General features: G+C 65.5%; 21 protein-coding genes and 1 pseudogene. 5 read left to right on the top strand and 17 right to left on the bottom strand.

Features of this window, described 5'->3' with window-relative positions; genetic code table 11:
• Position 1 precedes the first annotated feature (1 nt).
• From MU558_RS12200 to pth2, 14 genes and pseudogenes are all read right to left on the bottom strand, one after another.
• Positions 2-433, bottom strand: a complete 432-nt coding sequence (locus MU558_RS12200) for a hypothetical protein (protein WP_246966547.1) — start codon at positions 431-433, stop codon at positions 2-4.
• 124 nt (positions 434-557) lie between these two features.
• A complete protein-coding gene (locus tag MU558_RS12195; RefSeq protein WP_246966546.1) occupies positions 558-815 on the bottom strand; it encodes a DUF3194 domain-containing protein in 258 nt (85 codons plus the stop codon).
• Positions 816-1,214, bottom strand: coding sequence for a prefoldin subunit beta (locus tag MU558_RS12190; RefSeq protein WP_246966545.1), 399 nt, complete (start codon positions 1,212-1,214; stop codon positions 816-818). It lies immediately after the preceding gene.
• 69 nt (positions 1,215-1,283) lie between these two features.
• The gene (locus tag MU558_RS12185; RefSeq protein ID WP_246966544.1) at positions 1,284-2,027 is read right to left on the bottom strand and encodes a hypothetical protein; all 744 of its coding nucleotides are present in this window, start codon (positions 2,025-2,027) and stop codon (positions 1,284-1,286) included.
• Positions 2,017-2,277: a KEOPS complex subunit Pcc1 gene (locus MU558_RS12180; RefSeq protein ID WP_246966543.1), complete on the bottom strand. Its 261-nt coding sequence runs from the start codon at positions 2,275-2,277 to the stop codon at positions 2,017-2,019. The genes MU558_RS12185 and MU558_RS12180 overlap by 11 nt, the downstream gene beginning before the upstream one ends.
• 3 nt (positions 2,278-2,280) lie before the next feature.
• Positions 2,281-2,415 carry a DNA-directed RNA polymerase subunit P gene (locus MU558_RS12175; protein ID WP_246966542.1) on the bottom strand — a complete coding sequence of 45 codons (135 nt, stop codon included), beginning with the start codon at positions 2,413-2,415 and terminating at the stop codon, positions 2,281-2,283.
• A gap of 8 nt (positions 2,416-2,423) precedes the next feature.
• Positions 2,424-2,690 carry an eL43 family ribosomal protein gene (locus MU558_RS12170; RefSeq protein WP_246966541.1) on the bottom strand — a complete coding sequence of 89 codons (267 nt, stop codon included), beginning with the start codon at positions 2,688-2,690 and terminating at the stop codon, positions 2,424-2,426.
• A 42-nt stretch (positions 2,691-2,732) separates the two neighbouring features.
• Positions 2,733-2,945 carry a hypothetical protein gene (locus MU558_RS12165; protein ID WP_246966540.1) on the bottom strand — a complete coding sequence of 71 codons (213 nt, stop codon included), beginning with the start codon at positions 2,943-2,945 and terminating at the stop codon, positions 2,733-2,735.
• Positions 2,946-3,015: 70 nt separating this feature from the next.
• Positions 3,016-3,735, bottom strand: a complete 720-nt coding sequence (locus tag MU558_RS12160; protein WP_246966539.1) for a DUF2103 domain-containing protein — start codon at positions 3,733-3,735, stop codon at positions 3,016-3,018.
• 164 nt (positions 3,736-3,899) lie between these two features.
• Positions 3,900-4,259: a zinc ribbon domain-containing protein gene (locus MU558_RS12155; protein ID WP_246966538.1), complete on the bottom strand. Its 360-nt coding sequence runs from the start codon at positions 4,257-4,259 to the stop codon at positions 3,900-3,902.
• An 83-nt stretch (positions 4,260-4,342) separates the two neighbouring features.
• Positions 4,343-5,704, bottom strand: coding sequence for a tRNA pseudouridine(13) synthase TruD (gene truD, locus MU558_RS12150; RefSeq protein WP_246966537.1), 1,362 nt, complete (start codon positions 5,702-5,704; stop codon positions 4,343-4,345).
• An 84-nt stretch (positions 5,705-5,788) separates the two neighbouring features.
• Complete coding sequence (locus MU558_RS12145) at positions 5,789-6,040, bottom strand: DUF7127 family protein (RefSeq protein ID WP_246966536.1); 252 nt, start codon at positions 6,038-6,040, stop codon at positions 5,789-5,791.
• Between the two features lie 85 nt (positions 6,041-6,125).
• Positions 6,126-7,578: pseudogene (locus tag MU558_RS12140) on the bottom strand (transposase).
• A 455-nt stretch (positions 7,579-8,033) separates the two neighbouring features.
• Positions 8,034-8,372, bottom strand: coding sequence for a peptidyl-tRNA hydrolase Pth2 (gene pth2 / locus MU558_RS12135; protein ID WP_246974978.1), 339 nt, complete (start codon positions 8,370-8,372; stop codon positions 8,034-8,036).
• A gap of 116 nt (positions 8,373-8,488) precedes the next feature.
• Here pth2 and dcd point away from each other — a divergent pair, with 116 nt between their 5' ends.
• The 3 genes from dcd to MU558_RS12120 all read left to right on the top strand — a co-directional run bounded on the left by dcd (position 8,489) and on the right by MU558_RS12120 (position 10,879).
• The gene (gene dcd, locus MU558_RS12130; RefSeq protein ID WP_246966534.1) at positions 8,489-9,097 is read left to right on the top strand and encodes a dCTP deaminase; all 609 of its coding nucleotides are present in this window, start codon (positions 8,489-8,491) and stop codon (positions 9,095-9,097) included.
• 53 nt (positions 9,098-9,150) lie between these two features.
• A complete protein-coding gene (locus MU558_RS12125; protein WP_246966533.1) occupies positions 9,151-10,056 on the top strand; it encodes a thiamine-phosphate synthase family protein in 906 nt (301 codons plus the stop codon).
• Between the two features lie 148 nt (positions 10,057-10,204).
• Positions 10,205-10,879, top strand: coding sequence for a class I SAM-dependent methyltransferase (locus MU558_RS12120; RefSeq protein WP_246966532.1), 675 nt, complete (start codon positions 10,205-10,207; stop codon positions 10,877-10,879).
• A gap of 15 nt (positions 10,880-10,894) precedes the next feature.
• Here MU558_RS12120 and MU558_RS12115 read toward each other — a convergent pair whose 3' ends face one another.
• The 3 genes from MU558_RS12115 to MU558_RS12105 all read right to left on the bottom strand — a co-directional run bounded on the left by MU558_RS12115 (position 10,895) and on the right by MU558_RS12105 (position 13,206).
• The gene (locus MU558_RS12115) at positions 10,895-11,299 is read right to left on the bottom strand and encodes an acyl-CoA thioesterase (RefSeq protein WP_246966531.1); all 405 of its coding nucleotides are present in this window, start codon (positions 11,297-11,299) and stop codon (positions 10,895-10,897) included.
• Positions 11,300-11,505: 206 nt separating this feature from the next.
• Positions 11,506-12,270 carry a DUF7001 family protein gene (locus MU558_RS12110; protein ID WP_246966530.1) on the bottom strand — a complete coding sequence of 255 codons (765 nt, stop codon included), beginning with the start codon at positions 12,268-12,270 and terminating at the stop codon, positions 11,506-11,508.
• A gap of 6 nt (positions 12,271-12,276) precedes the next feature.
• On the bottom strand, positions 12,277-13,206 hold the full coding sequence (locus MU558_RS12105; protein WP_246966529.1) for a sulfide-dependent adenosine diphosphate thiazole synthase: 930 nt from the start codon (positions 13,204-13,206) through the stop codon (positions 12,277-12,279).
• A 309-nt stretch (positions 13,207-13,515) separates the two neighbouring features.
• Between MU558_RS12105 and MU558_RS12100 the strand changes: the two genes are divergently transcribed.
• A complete protein-coding gene (locus MU558_RS12100) occupies positions 13,516-13,896 on the top strand; it encodes an FxLYD domain-containing protein (protein WP_246966528.1) in 381 nt (126 codons plus the stop codon).
• Between the two features lie 106 nt (positions 13,897-14,002).
• Complete coding sequence (locus MU558_RS12095; RefSeq protein ID WP_246966527.1) at positions 14,003-15,529, top strand: flippase; 1,527 nt, start codon at positions 14,003-14,005, stop codon at positions 15,527-15,529.
• Positions 15,530-15,540: the final 11 nt, after the last annotated feature.

Here is a 15,540-nt window from a genome sequence, read left to right as displayed (position 1 = left end):
CTCAGGACCCTCCGTTGTTGTGTGCGACGCGCATCAGGTCGAGCGTCCGCTGGAACGCCCGCAGGTTCTGGAAGATCTTCTTGTTGTTTCCGGTCAGCATCAGGTGGCCGTCCTCGTTCCGCACTGCAGATCGATAGTGCGAGGCGATGATCTCGTGGTTGAACGCGGGCGGCGTCTCCTGGACGAACTCCTCCCATGCCTCGCGGTCGCCTTCGACGCCGAACGACCACTGGTGGTTCAGCGTCGGGTTCGGGACGAGATTCGCGATCCGGCCGCCGTCCATCTCGAGCAGCACGCGCTCGTCGCCGATCTCGACGTAGAAGTTCTCGGAGAACTTGTCGTGGCCCCGGACCTGCATCTCAGGGTCGCTGTTGACCGTCTCCTTGTACGATTCCCACCACTCGTGGGTTGCAAACTCTGTTTCAGTCGCCATGACGCACCCCTACTCCGCCGAGGGCGACAAAATAGCTCACACGTTCCTGTCCGACACGGTCGTTCACGAAAAAAGACGGCCTCGAGGCCGATGCCAGGTCCGGCAGTCGGACGTGACGCGGCCGTCACCCGCTTGCGTCTTCGAAGAGGTCGTCGACTGCCTGCCGAGCGGCGAGCGCGGCGTCGTCGGCGACCTGCTCGGGATCGCGCTCGTCGTCGGGCGCGTTGAGGTAGACGTCGACCTCGAGGACGCCCTCCTCGAACGAGACGGTGACGTCGAAGTCACGGACTGCTGACTGCTTGTACCGCGAGAAGATCACGCCTTCGGCGGCTTCCGCGGCGGTCTCGACGACCGTCTCGTCCGACGGTTCCTCGCTCGACATTTACGCGCCGCCAGCGCCCGGGCCGCCGGGGCCGGCCGGGCCGCCGCCCATGGCACCGCCGCCGAGCAGGTCCTGCAGTTCCTGCTGGAGCGACTCGAACTGCTGCTGGACGCGGTCTTCCTGCTTCTCGAGCGTCTCGAGGCGGATCTCGAGGCTGTCGACTTTGTCCTCGAGGTCGTCCTGTGCCTCGTCGTACTCCGTCTCGACGAGGAGTTCGCCGACCTGGCGGTACATCGTGGTCTCCTCGTCGAGTTCGTCGAGTTCGTCGAGGGCGTTCTCGGCTTCGGTGAGCGTCGACTCGGCTTCCTGCTTCTGGACGGCGACCGTCTGTGCCGTCTCCTGCAGGTCCTGTAGCTGTTCGATCTTCTCCTGTGCTTCCGGCGGCAGATTACCCTGCATACCTCGACCGAAGCCCTCCGGACTGATAAAGCCAAGCTTTGCGTCCGGACTGGTTCGCGCGTCGACGTCTCACCGAGACGCGAACACGTCCGCGGGAACGATCGCGACGAGCGGGATTCGACCGGTTTCGGGGACGACGACGACGGCCTCGCGACCGACGATCAGCCGACGCGCCCGCTCGAGGTCGGCGACCGATCCCACGTAGGTCGTCTCGAGTGCGCCGTGCCAGGTTCGGCCGGACGGCTCGCGGGGGATCGAGGTCAGCCGGAGCGTTCCGTCGGTCGCGAGCGAGCCGGCTGTCGGGAGCCACCACCGGAGGAACACCACGAGCGCGTACGCGACGAGCGCGACAGCGAGGACGACCCCGGCCGAGACGCCGACGCGGTTCGCCGCGACGATCACCCCGACGTGCCCCAGCGCGCCGACGCCGGCGAGTGCCGTCAGGGTCTCGAGGGAGGCGTACTCGACGACCGATCGAGTCGGATCGGTCGGTTCGGGAAGCCGGATCCGGAGAAACGACCGGCCACGTCGGGACGACCGCAGCCAGGCGAGCGCGCGCCAGACGCCGGCGACGGCCGCGAGGAGTCCGGCGAGTGCGAGCAGCCACGACGGCGGTGACAGCCCGACGTCGACCGCCGCCGCAGCCGTCACGGTCACGACGGCGACCGCCCCGAGAAACGTCGCGAACCCCACGGCGAGAAGCCACGAGGCGTAGAGCAACCCCCGCACGAGCGGCGAGTTCGACGGCGTCAGTTGCCACTCGCCGAACCGGCCGTGTGTCGTCCGCGTCGACCGACTCGAGTTACCCGGCATACCGATCGCCGAGCGTGGCCGTCCGTTCGGCCACGTCGAGCAGCGAAAACCAGGTGTTGAGCGCCGCCCGGAGCGCCGTCACGTCGCGGGCGTCGATCTCGAGGACGATCGTGTCGCCGTTCCGGTCGATCGTCGTCTGCGACCGGTCGTCGTCGATCTCGCCGATCTCGCGGGCGACGCTTTCGGCCACGACGCGGGCCCGGGACTCGTCGTCGTAGACGAACTCGAGCGTGGCGTCGTGAGAGAACAAGGGCTACTTGACGTCGACTTCCTTGACGTCCCGGCTGCGCTCTTTCAGGAGTACGCGGTGTCCACAGTAGGGACAGCGGACGCCGCCGTACTCGTCCAGTTCGACGTCGCGCTTGCAGCGGGAACACTTGTAGCTCATACGTTGCGTTACTCGTCTTCGGCAAGTGCAGCGCGGATCGAGCGGCGGACGGTCCGGCCAGCGGGCGTCTCGGGGCGGTAGGCACCGCCGGTGAAGACCTCGCCGGTCTCCTCGTTCTTCCAGATGCCCGTGCCGACGCGCGTGACGTCGTCGCCGTCGACCTGGGAGTTGCGCATGTCGTCTTCGATCTCGGTGACGCGGCGTCGTGCGACGCGACCGTAGCGCGCGCCAAAGCGGCCTGCACTGCCGACCTTTCCTTTCCCTTTCTCGGCCATAGTACCGCTACATACCCGTAGCGGCCCTAAAAACCTGTTGAGTTACGTCCGGTCGTCGCTCGCGTGCGCCGCGACGGGACCGAAGAGCAGTTCGCGAAGCACGAGGCCGAACGCGGCGAGAAACCCCGCTGGCGCGAGCGGGATGGAAAGCAGTCCAGTGGCGATCCCGGTCGCTGCCACTGCGGTTCGAAGGACGAGGCCACTCGCAGCGAGAACTGGGATCGCGACGAGCACGGCGTCGTAGCGCGAGAGCATCCTGTAATTACATATAATTAACCGGTCGGAAAAGGGTAGGGGATGCGACGGTTCCGGTCGTGGTCTCGGACTACTGGAACTCCGCTTCGGCGAGCACGTCGTTTAAATCCTCGCGGACGAGTTCGCCGGTTTCGCGGTCTCGAGCGGTCGTGACGATCCGGTTCTCCTGGACGCTCGAGCCGTCCCGCAGGAGAAGGCGGACGTTGCCGCCGTCGTCTGCCCGCGTGACTTTCGCCCGGAGGCCGGACTGAGAGCCTTTGCCGCCGGCGTCGATCGGCCCTGGGATCACCTTCTTGACGTGCGGGTGGCCCGCGACGGTCTGGATCACGCGCATGCCCGTTCGGCCGCCGATCAGCGTCGTGTGGCTGCCGCCGATCTTCTCCGCCGGCGGCGTCTCGACCACGTCAAGCGCACGGTCGTCGCGGCGCTCGCGGACCGTCCCGACAGGGTCGTCGCCGTCGACCCGGTAGAACGGGTAGTGGAGTTCGGCCCGAACGGCGCGAACGACCTCGCGGTCGCCTGCAGCGTAGACCTCCTCGGGACGCTTGCGCCGAATGTCGTCGGCGATCAGTCCCGCGTAGTTTCGCAACTCCACGACCTCCGCCTCGTCGCCGTCTTCCGGGACCGTCGTGATCGTCGTCTCGCCGACGACGTCCTCGTCCTCGAGCATCGTCATCGTCGTCCGATCACGGGTGACATCGAGGACGACCGCGTCGGCGTTGGCCTCGCGACAGACCAGACAGAAGTCACCAGGTTTCTCGAGCGGCGAGGCGCAGTGCCGACACTCCATAGCGGCGATTCGAACTCCGGATGTAAAACGAGCGCGTTTTCGGCAGACTGCGACGTCCCCTCGAGGGAAGCGGTGGCGCGGTCATAACGATGGCTGTGAGTCGTTCCCGCCGCAATCGCGGACCATCGTGCGGTTGCATCGGCACCCAGTCACAGCCATCATTATCAGGCAGTCTCGTCCTCGGCCATCGCGTCGGCGAGTTTCACTCCGCAGGCTCGACAGTAGCGTGCCCCCTCCGAGACGACTGCGTCACACTCGGGACAGGTGATCACCTTGCCCGTCGGCGTGCCCTCGTCGTCCCAGAGGACTCGCCGGCGCGACCGGGTGAGGTAGTTGTACAGCCCCCAGGCGACGTTGCCGAGCCCCAGCGTCCACCAGATCGTCAGCAGGGCGACGACGACGTGCGACGCGAGCGACCCGTACTCGCGATCGACCATGACGACTCGGTCTCTGGTCTCGTCTTCGATGCGCCACCCCTGCGCGACGAGATCGTCGATCTCCTGCTGCAGTCGCTTGCTTCGCATACGTGATCGGTCGATCCGAACGGAGAAAAAGCTGACAGGGAAGCCGTCGACGACCGTCCCAGCTGAGGAGCCGTTCCGGACGATCAGCCGAGGCGAACCGGGTCGACCTTGAGGTACTCTCGAGCGACGACGGTCGCGTACGACCCCTTCGGCAGCGCGAACGACAGCGTCAGCGGGTCGAACTCGAGGTCGAGCGGCGTCCGAACGAGAATCGCCCGCCGCGTACCAGTCGAGTGAAACTCGCCGGGCAGGTCGAAGTCCGCCGGCTCAAGGTCGAGGTCGTCGAGCACCGCGCGTTCGATCTCGCCTTGCTCGCCGTCGGCCAGTTCGGTCTCGGTGCCGACCAGCGGCGCGGTGACGAACGCCCGCCCGCGCTCGCAATGGCGCGTGACCGACCGCACGCGGCGCTCGTCGACGCGCTGCTCGCGATCGGTGTCGGGCAACTCGAGGCCGTCTGGTGCGTCGGTGTCGGCGAAGCAGACGACGTCGCCCTCGACCGGCCGATCGAACGGCAGTCCGCGCTCGAGGCGTTCGCTCAGCATCAGGTTGAACGCGTACGACTGGGCGGCGTGGACGAACAGCCGCTGCAAGTTCGAGGGGAGGCGCTCGAGGGCGGCACGGAACGTCTCGGGATCCGGTTCGTCGTCGGACTCGGCCAGTTCGTGCAGCATCGACCGCTCGTACCGTAGGCGATTCGGGAACTGCTCGAGGGCTTCCTGCCAATCATGGGTCTCCGCGACGAACGATCGGGCTTCCTGTGTCGACTCGGGTTCGGCGTCGGTCGGATTGCCGAGGTAGGCCATCACGGCATCCTCCCAGTCGCCGCGGACGATCGCCAGGCCGACCTCGTGGGTGATCGGCCGCCGGCTCCCGAAGCGCTGCTGGCCGAAGAAGTTGGGGACGCCGATCGTCCGCCCATCGTCTGCGTCTTCGCCCTCCTCGTCCTCGAGTCCCGCGAACGCCGCCAGTTCGTCGGTGATCGCCGCGGCGTTTTCCGGCGCGTCGGGCTCGCTGGCGACGAGTTCGAACGCGTTACCCGCGAGATCGCCGAACTCGAGCGATCGACCAGCCCGGCCGAGGACCTCGATCTCCGCGCCGCTCACGTCGGGGAGGTCGCCGGGGTCGGCTCCGTAGACCGAAAAGAGCTGCGTCGTCACGGCGTACTTGTCCTTGGTGCCCGCCCAGGAGACCCGTTCGCGGGAGACGCCGAGGGCGTCCGAGAGCCGGGCGGCGAAGTCGTTGGTGTCCCAGCCCCGGAGCGTGGCGCGGAAGACGAGGTGCGGGTAGGCGCCGGGGTCTGCATCGACTGGTTCGGTCGAGAAGCGTTCGAGTTCTCGCACCCGGAAGTGGTCGTCTCGCTCGCGCAGCCGGCCGCCGACGCCCTCGGTCTCGCTGACGTAGTAGTCGATGCCGACGGCCTGCTCTGTGGGGTGGGCTGGACGCATGCTGGCTGGCCGGGGATTCGGCCTCGGGAGCTAAAGCGGTTCGTTCTCGGAGCCGACGCCCACTCGGCTCCGACGGGACGACGATCAGGACTCCTTTCGAATGGTGAGGATGCCGTCGTTGAGCGTCACCTCGTCCGCACCCGCGGGAACATCGAACTCGAGTTGTCGTCCGTCGACGACGACGATCGCCGTCTCGCCGACGACGTCGACCGACGGTTCGCCGGCGACGGAGCCAAAGTCCACGGCGATGACGCTCTCGTCGTCGTACTCGCGGTTGGTGATCACGACGTCGCCTCGCTCGCCGGCAGCCGCTTCCAGTTCGGGCGGTGTCTCCATGGGCGATCGTTGGAGCGCGCAGACTTTGACGTCCTCCACACGGCTGAAGCCGTGGGATTCCTCCGTGGGCAATCCGGCCAGCAGATTACCCCGGCTGTGAACTTGCGGGTTCGCTGATACTGGTTTGGTCAAGCAGACTCGACTGTTCTCCAAAACTTCTGGGTGTCCAGTCGTGTCCATTCCACTCCCAGTACGCCCCATCGGTGGGTGCGTCCCTATCGCGTTCAGCAGAGAGGGCAGCGGGCCGCGCCATCGGCCCAACTTCGTCTTGCAGTAGATTCCACGCCCCAGCAATATCGCTATGCGCGTCTAACTCGCACTCGTGGCAACGGAACGAATCGCCATCACGCAACACGTCCTCACTCTCGCACTCCGGGCACGTACTACTCGAATCAAACTCGTTCACTCGCTCGACGGTGATGCCGACATCGCTGAGCGTGAGTTCAAGCCTGTCGACGAGTTGGCGATGGGACCAGAACGCGTGTGTCTTCGTGTTCACTGTCGCCGACCAATGGGTGTCCAATACGTCGGTGAGGTCGCCAACGTATACGGTGTCCACGTTCCGTTCTAAGAGCCAGTCAGCCGCGTGTTTCACCGCCGCGTCACGGCTATGGTCACGCTTCTCCCCGCGCTCGTCATACACGCGTTGAATCCGCTTGCTCGTGTACTGGTCGTCGGGAAGCGCGGATTGCAACTCGGAAATCACCTCGGACAGGACCTGGAACTGGTCGAACTCGGGTCGAGCATGATATACGGCGGTTTCGCCAGAGGTGGTGACGATGGCGAGGGTGTTGTTCGCGCCGACGTCGATGGCGGCAGTGTGCGTCGTGTTCTCGCTGTCGAGTGTATGAGTGAATGCATCCAGTCGCTGTTCTCGTAGGTTGTCTGGCCGAATGCGAACCGGATGCGTGACACGAAGCGTGTCAGCCGCCTCGTCGTAGACGAGTTCTAACCTGCTATCGTCACCGTTCCACTGTGGATTTCCGCGAACTTCGAGAGTGATTCGTTCTTGATACTCGAAGTTGTATTTGTCTTCGAGGACGTCGCCAACGCCGAATTCGAGGATGCTCTTGTCCTCGTCCCAGTCGAACGCGTACAGGTCGTTGCGGACGAGACCGTGCAACTCGTACCCGTCGTCACGATTGCCCCAGTAGCCGGGTGGAGATGGTTTCTCCGTGACTGTGGAGTCTGCGTCGTCGTGGTATTTGTCGAGGAGGCGGAAGTGGCTCCGCCATGCTTCGCTGTTCTTGCGGGCGACTTGCTGGCATGCTGCCTTGCCGAGAATGGGTGCGTACTCGTCGTACAGGTCTGTGTACTCGGCGCCCCAAACGTCACCGTCTTCTTGGAAGTATTGTTGGCGTCGTCTCCAGACGCTTTGCGTCTGGATGGCCCACCAGAACTTTGTTCTGGGGACGTCGATAGGTTATCTGGTTCCACAAGGGGGCGTGGGCGGCCAACCACTCGAACAAGCACTGCTTGTACCGTTCGGTAGCGGGGTGAGCAGTGTACTCGTTCGTGCGTTGTGGTCGGTCGCTCATGTGTTAGATGTCGGTTTCTTATGTTGTCAACGTTGGGATTGCAGGCGGGCTATGGTATCGTGGTTGTCTTCACTAGTGATGGATTCATCCCACCTGTCTCTTACCCACAAGTTGCGCTACCAGTCTACGAGCGATCCATCGGAGAGTGGCGATCGAGATACCAGTATTTAGCGCCTTTCACCGGGTGAAATCCGTAATTGTGGATCCGAACGCAGTCGACTCGAGTACTACGCTCCGTACCGAGCGTCGATCTCGTCTCTCTTCCTGTGGGTCTCAGCTCGTGCTCGCCCGCCTCGAGAGCCTCCGAAACGCCGCTTTCGCGAGACTCCGACGGATGGGTAAGAGACAGGACTACAGTCGTGGGCTTTCTCCTGTATTTCTGTAAGCGCAGTGCTTGGAATTTCGACGCTCGTGGCTCTGCGATGTCCTCGCCGGCCGACACTCAGACCTGTCGATCAGAAAAGCGAGAGGTCGCCCGTCACCCGATCGACGCGGTCGTCCGCCGCCGGGCCGACGGCCAGGGCGGTGACGGTCCCGGGCTCGAGTTGCGTGTGCCCGGCGTCGCGGACGAGGGCGTTCGGGATCCCCTCGCGGTCGGCGATCGCCGCGAGTTCGTGCAGTTCGCGCTCGCTGTCTGCTTCGAGGACGATCTTCTTCTGCCCCCCTCGCTTCCACTGGTCTCGTGCCTGACTGTCGGCTTTCTCGTAGGCCGACAGCGAGGCGTGGGCGACTTGCGCGGCGAGCTTTCCGTTCCCCATGCCGACGTCCGTGCGGGCGACGATGGCCTGTTTCATGCGTTCGACCTCGACGCGACGGCTAAAAGCGTCGGCGATGTCGTCCACCGATCCAGCCACGCTGGTCGGGGTCAGAATCGAAGGCGTTTACACCCGTCGCGTCCGTCTGCCAGCGTATGATCCTCTCGGACGCGGACATCCTCGAGCGCCTCGAGGAGGGCGACCTCGTCGTCGAACCGATCGACGACTACGACCTGCAGATCCAGCCGGCGAGCGTCGACCTCCGGCTCGGGCGGGAGTTCCTCGAGTTCCAGCGGACGAACATTCCCTGCATTCACCCGGACTCAGAACGCGAGGTCGACGAGTACGTCACGGAGACGGTCGTCGACGACGGCGACGACTTCATCCTCCACCCGGGAGACTTCGTGCTCGGGACGACCCACGAGCGCGTCGAGATCCCGCCGGACCTCATCGCGCACGTCGAGGGACGGTCGTCCCTGGGACGGCTTGCCGTGGTAGTGCATGCCACCGCCGGGCTGTGCGATCCCGGGTACAGGGGCCAGATCACCCTCGAGCTATCGAATCTCGGCACTGCCCCCGTCTCGCTCACTCCCGGGATGCGCATCTCGCAGCTGACGTTCACGGAGCTGAAGACGCCCGCAGAGCGCCCCTACGGGAGCGACCGGGGGTCGAAGTACCAGGACCAGGACGGACCACAGGCCTCGCGCATCCAGAGCGACGACGAGTTCGGCGGCGATCAGCTGAATCGGAATCGCGACGAGTGAGCGAGACGGAGCCGCAGAGTTATTTTCGAGGCGTGCGTAACGCCGCCTAACGGATGAAATTCGTCGAAGAGATCGTCGTCGAAGAGTTCCTCCCGACGGTCCGCTCGATGCTCGCCGGCGAGTTGCGCGAGCGCGGACTCACCCAGCGCGAGGTCGCCGACGTGCTTGGAATCAGCCAGAGCGCCGTCTCGAAGTACGCCCACGGCGAGGTCAGGGTCAACGACCGCATCGCCGAGGACGACCGCGTCGAGGAGCTCGTCTCCCGACTGGGCGAGGGACTCGCCACCGGTGACGTGACGCCCGTCCAGGCGCTCGTCGAGATCGAGGTCCTGATCCGCGAACTCGAGGCCGGTGGCGACCTCCTCGCGTCGATCCACGAGCAGGCGGTCCCCGAACTGGCCGACCACGACTCGAGCTTTCGCGTCCACGACCCCGAGAGCAGCCTGCGCAGCAGCGAACGCGTGCTGTCGTCGCTCCGGCGTGGCCTGCGCATCCTCGAGAACGCGAGTGGCTTCGCCGGATTGATCCCGGCCGTGGGATCGAACCTCGTCGCCTGCGTCCCCGACGCCGAAGACGTCGACGACGTCGCCGGCGTTCCAGGTCGCATCTTCGACGTGAAGGGGCAGGCGACGGTGCCGGCCGATCCGGAGTTCGGCGTCTCCGAACACGTCGCCACCGTCTTGCTCGCCGCTCGCCGTCACGGCAGCGACGCCGCGGCGGCCGGGAATATCAGGTACGATCCAAAACTGCTCGCCGAGCTGACCGAGCGCAGCCACGTCACCGCCGAGTTCGACGAGACGGGCGACGTCGCCTCGAGTGTCGGCGCGGCGATCGAAGACGAGCCGGCGGCGACGGTGCTCTACCAGACCGGCGGCGAGGGGATCGAGCCGATCACCTACGTCCTCGGCCCGGACCCGGAGTCGGTCGCCGACACGATCCGGTCGCTCGTCCAGGACTGATAATGTCTGTTGTGACTGGTTCCCGATGCAACCGCCAGACGGTTCGCGGGTGCATCGGGACTGACTCACAACAGTCGTTACGAGACGATTCGAGCCCTCGAGTTCGACGACCCCTAGATAGAACTCCGCGTCGAGGAAATCAGGTGTAATGACAGACCGCGGCTCCGAACTCGCACAGGACTTTTACGGTCGGTGGGCACGCCTTTACGATCTCCTGGCGCGTCGAACGCCCGGGATCGTAACGCTCAGACGGAAAGCGGCGGCCGCGTGTCGCCTCGAGCCGGGCGACACCGTCGTCGAGATGGGGTGCGGAACGGGCGCGAACCTGCCGTATCTCCGCGAGCGGGTCGGCTCCGACGGCACCGTCGTCGGGATCGACTTCACGAGGCCCGTCCTCGAGCGCGCTCGAGACCGCACGGCCGCGTACGACAACGTCCACGTCGTCCGGGGCGACGCGACGGCACCGCCGGTGGCCGGCGACGTCGACGCCGTCCTGGCGACGTTCGTCGTCGGTATGCTCGCCGAACCGGCTCGAGCGGTCGACGACTGGGCGGACCTCGTCGGTTCGGGCGGGCACGTCGTGCTCGTCAATGCGGCCCGCAGCAAGCGGTGGTACGCGCCGCCGGTTAACACCCTCTTTCGTGCCGTCGTCGTCCTCTCGACGCCGCCGACGACGCGGTTCCGGTACGATCCCGACCCTGTCCGGCAGCTCGACGAACGCGTCGAGTCGGCACACGAACGACTGCGCGACCGGGCGGCAGCGATCGCCGAGGAGACCCACGCGCTCGGCGTCGTTCGGCTGACCGGCGGACGGATTTCGTGATCGCCGGCCCGGCCGCTACGCCTCGAGTTCCTCGTAGGCGACGATCTGCTCGCGGACGTCGGTCGGGATGGGTGCCGGACGCTTCTCCTCGGGATCGACGAAGACGAGCGTCGTCTCGCCGGTCGCGACGGTGTCGCCGTCGACCCGGAGGTCGTAGGTCATGGTCGCGCTCGTCTCACCCACGTCGACGACCTCGGTCGCGACGACTGGGTCGTCGTCGATCGTCAGCGGCCGGCCGAACTCGATCTCGAGGTTCGCGAGGACGAAGTTGAAGTCCTCGACGCCCACGTCGAGAACGTGGTCGACGTAGGCGGTGCGCGCCTCCTCGAAGTAGGTCGCGTAGACGGCGTTGTTGACGTGGTTCATCGTGTCGAGGTCCCGATAACGGACGTCGACGTCGACGGTGAACTCCTCTCCCATGTGTGGCTCTTCGAACGCAGTTCCGGTAGAAGTGGACTGCGGTTCTGGCAGCGCGACGAGCAGAGACCCTATCGCGCTCGCGTCGTCGCGTCGCTCGCGGGCCTCGATAACGATGGCTGTGACTGGGTGCCGACGCAACCGCAAGACGGTTTGCGGTTGCGGCGGGAACGACTCACAGCCATCGTTATGAAACGGACGAAACCGGTTCAGTCACCGTACAGCGCGGCGTGCTCTTTGCAGAACTCGGGCTCCCGAAGCTGTGCCGCGATCAGGTCCTCGTGGTAGTGGGCGTCGAACAGTCGACAGCCGTCGTTCTCGCAGAAGGCTTCGCCTGTCTCGAGGTAGTGGTACGCCGCCAGGACGTAGCCTTTCAGTGCGTCGGTCGTCCGGGGGTCGGCCTCGATCAGGAACTCCCCGCCGACCTGGTTCTCGAGCACTTCTCGCGGCGGCACGTCGCCCGACAACAGGGCGTGTGTCTGTTTCTCACGGTAGTAGGCCTCCGGCTTCGCCGGAGCCTCGTAGAGTCCGGGAACCGAGACGATCGCTGGCTGTCCGAGGACTGCCACGCGCTTGTGCCAGCGGCCGTCGTGTTCGCCCCACGTGCCGATCGCCCGGTCGAGAAGGACGACGTGGGCGTGCTCGAGCTCGCTCTCCGTCTCGGGGAGCGCTGCGTTCAACGCCTGCTGGATCTGGTGGCCGTCGTAGAGAACGCCGCCCTCTCGTTCGGGATGCTCGAGGGCGCGCTCTTCGTAGCGGATCGTCCCGAGCATGGTGGTGCCCGTCGCCCGTTCGTAGGGCGAGCGGACCCGGGCCTCGGCGAACCACTCGGGGAGGCCCTCGATGCGGTAGCACTCGAGAAATCGGTCGCGAACCGCAACTGAAGCGTCGATCCGCTCGTGGAGCCAGTCGGCGACGGCGTCGCCGTCCGCGACGGTCGTCGGCGCGCGATACAGTGACACGTGGTCGACCATGACGGGTCAGTCGTCGGCTGGCGTCGCACGACTCGTCAGCTCGACCGGTTCGGCGTCGACCTCGAGTTCGTCTAAGGCGACCTGGGCGGCGCGCTTGCCGGAGACGAGCATGGCGCCGAAGGTGGGCCCCATCCGCGGGAGGCCGTAGGCGGTGGCGACGGCCATACCGGTGGCGATCAGGCCGTCGTGGACGAGGCCGGTGTGTTCGACGACGGCGTCCTCGGACTTGCCGACCCACATGGAGTCGTGGCCCGGCGAGTCGTGACCCGGTGCCCCGTACGTATCGTCGCCGGTCTGGTCCATCACCTGTCCGCGCTCGCGGGCGTCCTGGATGCCCGGTGCGTCGAGGACGCCGCGCTCGTCGAGTTTCGTGACCGCCATCGCGTCGTGACCCGTCGCGTCGATCACCAGGTCGCCCTCGACAGCGATCGGGTCGACGCAGGTGATCTCGCGTGGGAGCGCGTGGACCGGCGTCCAGTTCATCACGATCCCCGAGACGCGGTGGTCCTCGCGGATGACGATATCCGTAAACTCGGTCATGTTCTGCATCTTCGCGCCCGCGTCACAGGCGGCTTTGATCAGGCCGGAACAGGCCTCCGGCCCGTTCGCGACGTACAGGCCCTCGCTGTCGGTGGCCTGCTTGTAGTCGACCTCGAGGTCAGCCAGGATCTGCTCGGCCGGCGACCGGACCGTCACCTTGTTCATCAGGAAGCCGCCGAGCCAGAAGCCGCCGCCGAGGTAGTTGTTCTTCTCGACGACCATCGTCTTGACGCCCCGTTCCGAGAGCTCTTTGGCGGCCATCAGCCCCGACGGCCCCCCGCCGACGACGATGACGTCGCTGTCCGAGAAGTCCATGAACTCCTCGGTCCACTCCTGGCCGATCGCACGCGTTACGTCTGCCTCGCCGACGTCGCTGAACTGGTCGAATTCGCTCATACCACCTGGTGGTATCAGTGGGTAGTGAGAAAAGTGTTGTGATACGTTACGATCGAGCCACAGGTCAGAAACGCCGAAATTCGGGCGTTATGGTCGATCTGCGAGGGGAAAAGTAGATGTAGGGAACCACCATGCACTCGAACGATGTGTCCCCGCCCTCGAGGCGATGCGCAGCTGGCGACGAACGTCTCCCCGTCGTCTTCCCTCCACACTCGTTCGTCGACGCTGTGGTCGCCGTCACCGACAGGCTGGCAGGACGTCAGCCCGCCAGAACGCTCAAGGCTCGGCCACTCCAACTTCGTAGAACGGATGAAACGTCGTGCGTTCCTCGTCGTCGTCGCCGCGACCTCGGGCTGTCTCGACTATCTCGAGGAAAACGGCAACGAGCTCTCCGATCCGGAGGACGTCGTGATCGTCTACGACACTCTCGGACGGGACGATCCAGGGACCGACGAGGAGCGCGTGTACGTCTGGGGCGTCGTCAGAAACGACGGCGATCGAGAGATCAACTACCTCGAGATCCAGGCGACGTTCTTCGACGAGAACGGCGACGCCATAGACAGCGTCATCGAACACGCCGAGGACGTCACCTCCGGCGAGGAGTGGACCTTCGAGATCGAGTTCCCCCAATTCGGCGAGGCCGCCGCTCGCGTGGCCGACTACGAACTCGAGCCGGCTACGAGCGTGTGAGCGTTCGCTCGATCCGACGTATGCCCTCGAAACCGCCGATCGACCGTCCCGAAACCGCCAGGAACCTGCGTCGTGAGCCGCAGGCGACGCGCCACTCGAGAGTCCCATGAGCGATCGCGACGACGGCGTCTCGGTCCTCGCCAAACAGGGCGGTATCACCTTCGTCGGGAACCTCGCCAAGAGCGTCTCCGGATTCGCCCTCGTGATGCTGATGACCCGGTTTGTGAGCCCGTCGGTCTACGGGCTGTTCATCCTGGCCGTCTCCGTCGTCCTGTTCCTGCAGGTGTTCGCCAACCTCGGGTTCCCGCTCGCGATCGACTACTTCGTCCCCCAGTTCCTCGCCGACGACGAACCCGGGAAAGCGAAGGGCGTGATCGTTCAGGTCACGGCTGCCGTCCTCGTGACGTCGTCGTCGATCGCGCTCGCGCTCGCGCTCGGTGCATCCGCCGTCAGCGAGTTCTTCGGCGAACCGTCGCTGCGGATCGCCCTGCTCCTGTTGAGCGTCTCCGTGCCGATGCTCGCGATCTACAAGGTGTTGCTCACCTCCTACTACAGCATCAAGCGGCTCCAGTATCGCGTCGTGATGCGGGATCTCGTCCGACCGATCGTTCGCTTCGGCGCGACGCTCGGCCTGCTGGTTGCCGGGTTCGGCCTGCTCGGTCTCATCGGCGGCTACGTCGTCGGCCTTCTCGTCGCGATCACCGTCGGCGCGATCCTCTTTACCTACCGCGCCTGGGAGATCGTCTCGGCCGACCTCGAGTTCGTCGCGCCCGGCCCGATCGCGACCTACGCCGTCCCGCTCGCGATGACCAGCGTCGTCTCCGTGCTGATGGGTCGCATCGACTACTTCCTGCTCGGCTTTTACCTCACGTCCGAAGACGTCGGGATCTATCGCGTCGGCTACATGCTCGGAACGGCGCTGTTGATCATCTTCAGTTCGCTCGCGCCCGTGTTCAAGCCGCTGATCGCCGAGCGAAAGGACGACACCGAACTCGTCCAGCGACGGTTTCGCGTCGCCGCGCGGTGGATCGCCGGTCTCAGCCTGCCGATCGCGATCACGCTCTCGCTGGGTGCCACCGCCTACCTCTCGGTGCTGTACACGCCACAGTACGCGGAGGCCAGCGCCGTCGTCGCGCTCCTCTCGAGTGCGTTCCTGTTCAACGCGACCTTCGGCGGACCCAGCGGCAAGCTGTTGCAGGGGCTTGGCTACTCGAGGGTCGTCTTCGGGAACACGCTGGCCTTGCTCGGCACGAACGCCGTCGTCTCGCTCGCGCTGGTGCCGTTTCTCGGCATCGAGGGGGCCGCAATCGGGTCGGCGACTGCCCTCGTACTCGTCGGGTTGCTGACGATCGCAGAACTGTACTATCTCGACGGCGTCCACACCTTCACTCGCGACTTCGCCAAGATCATCCTCTCGGGCGTCCCAGCGACGATCGCGGGCGTCCCCGTCGTCGTCTTACTCCCGGAGACGGCCGTCGTCGTCGTCCTCCCGGTCGTCGTCCTCGTCGTCTACGCGCTCTCGCTGGTCGTCACCGACGCGTTCACCGACAACGACGTTCAGATGCTCGCCGAGTTCGGCCCCGGCCTCTCGCGCCTCGTAAACAGGTTGCCGACGAACCTCCTGAACCGCTGATCGAATCGGAC

Origin of the sequence: Natribaculum luteum (genome assembly GCF_023008545.1) — an archaeon.
Classification (GTDB): Archaea; Halobacteriota; Halobacteria; order Halobacteriales; family Natrialbaceae; genus Natribaculum; species Natribaculum luteum.
This window is presented reverse-complemented; position numbering and strand designations above follow the sequence as displayed.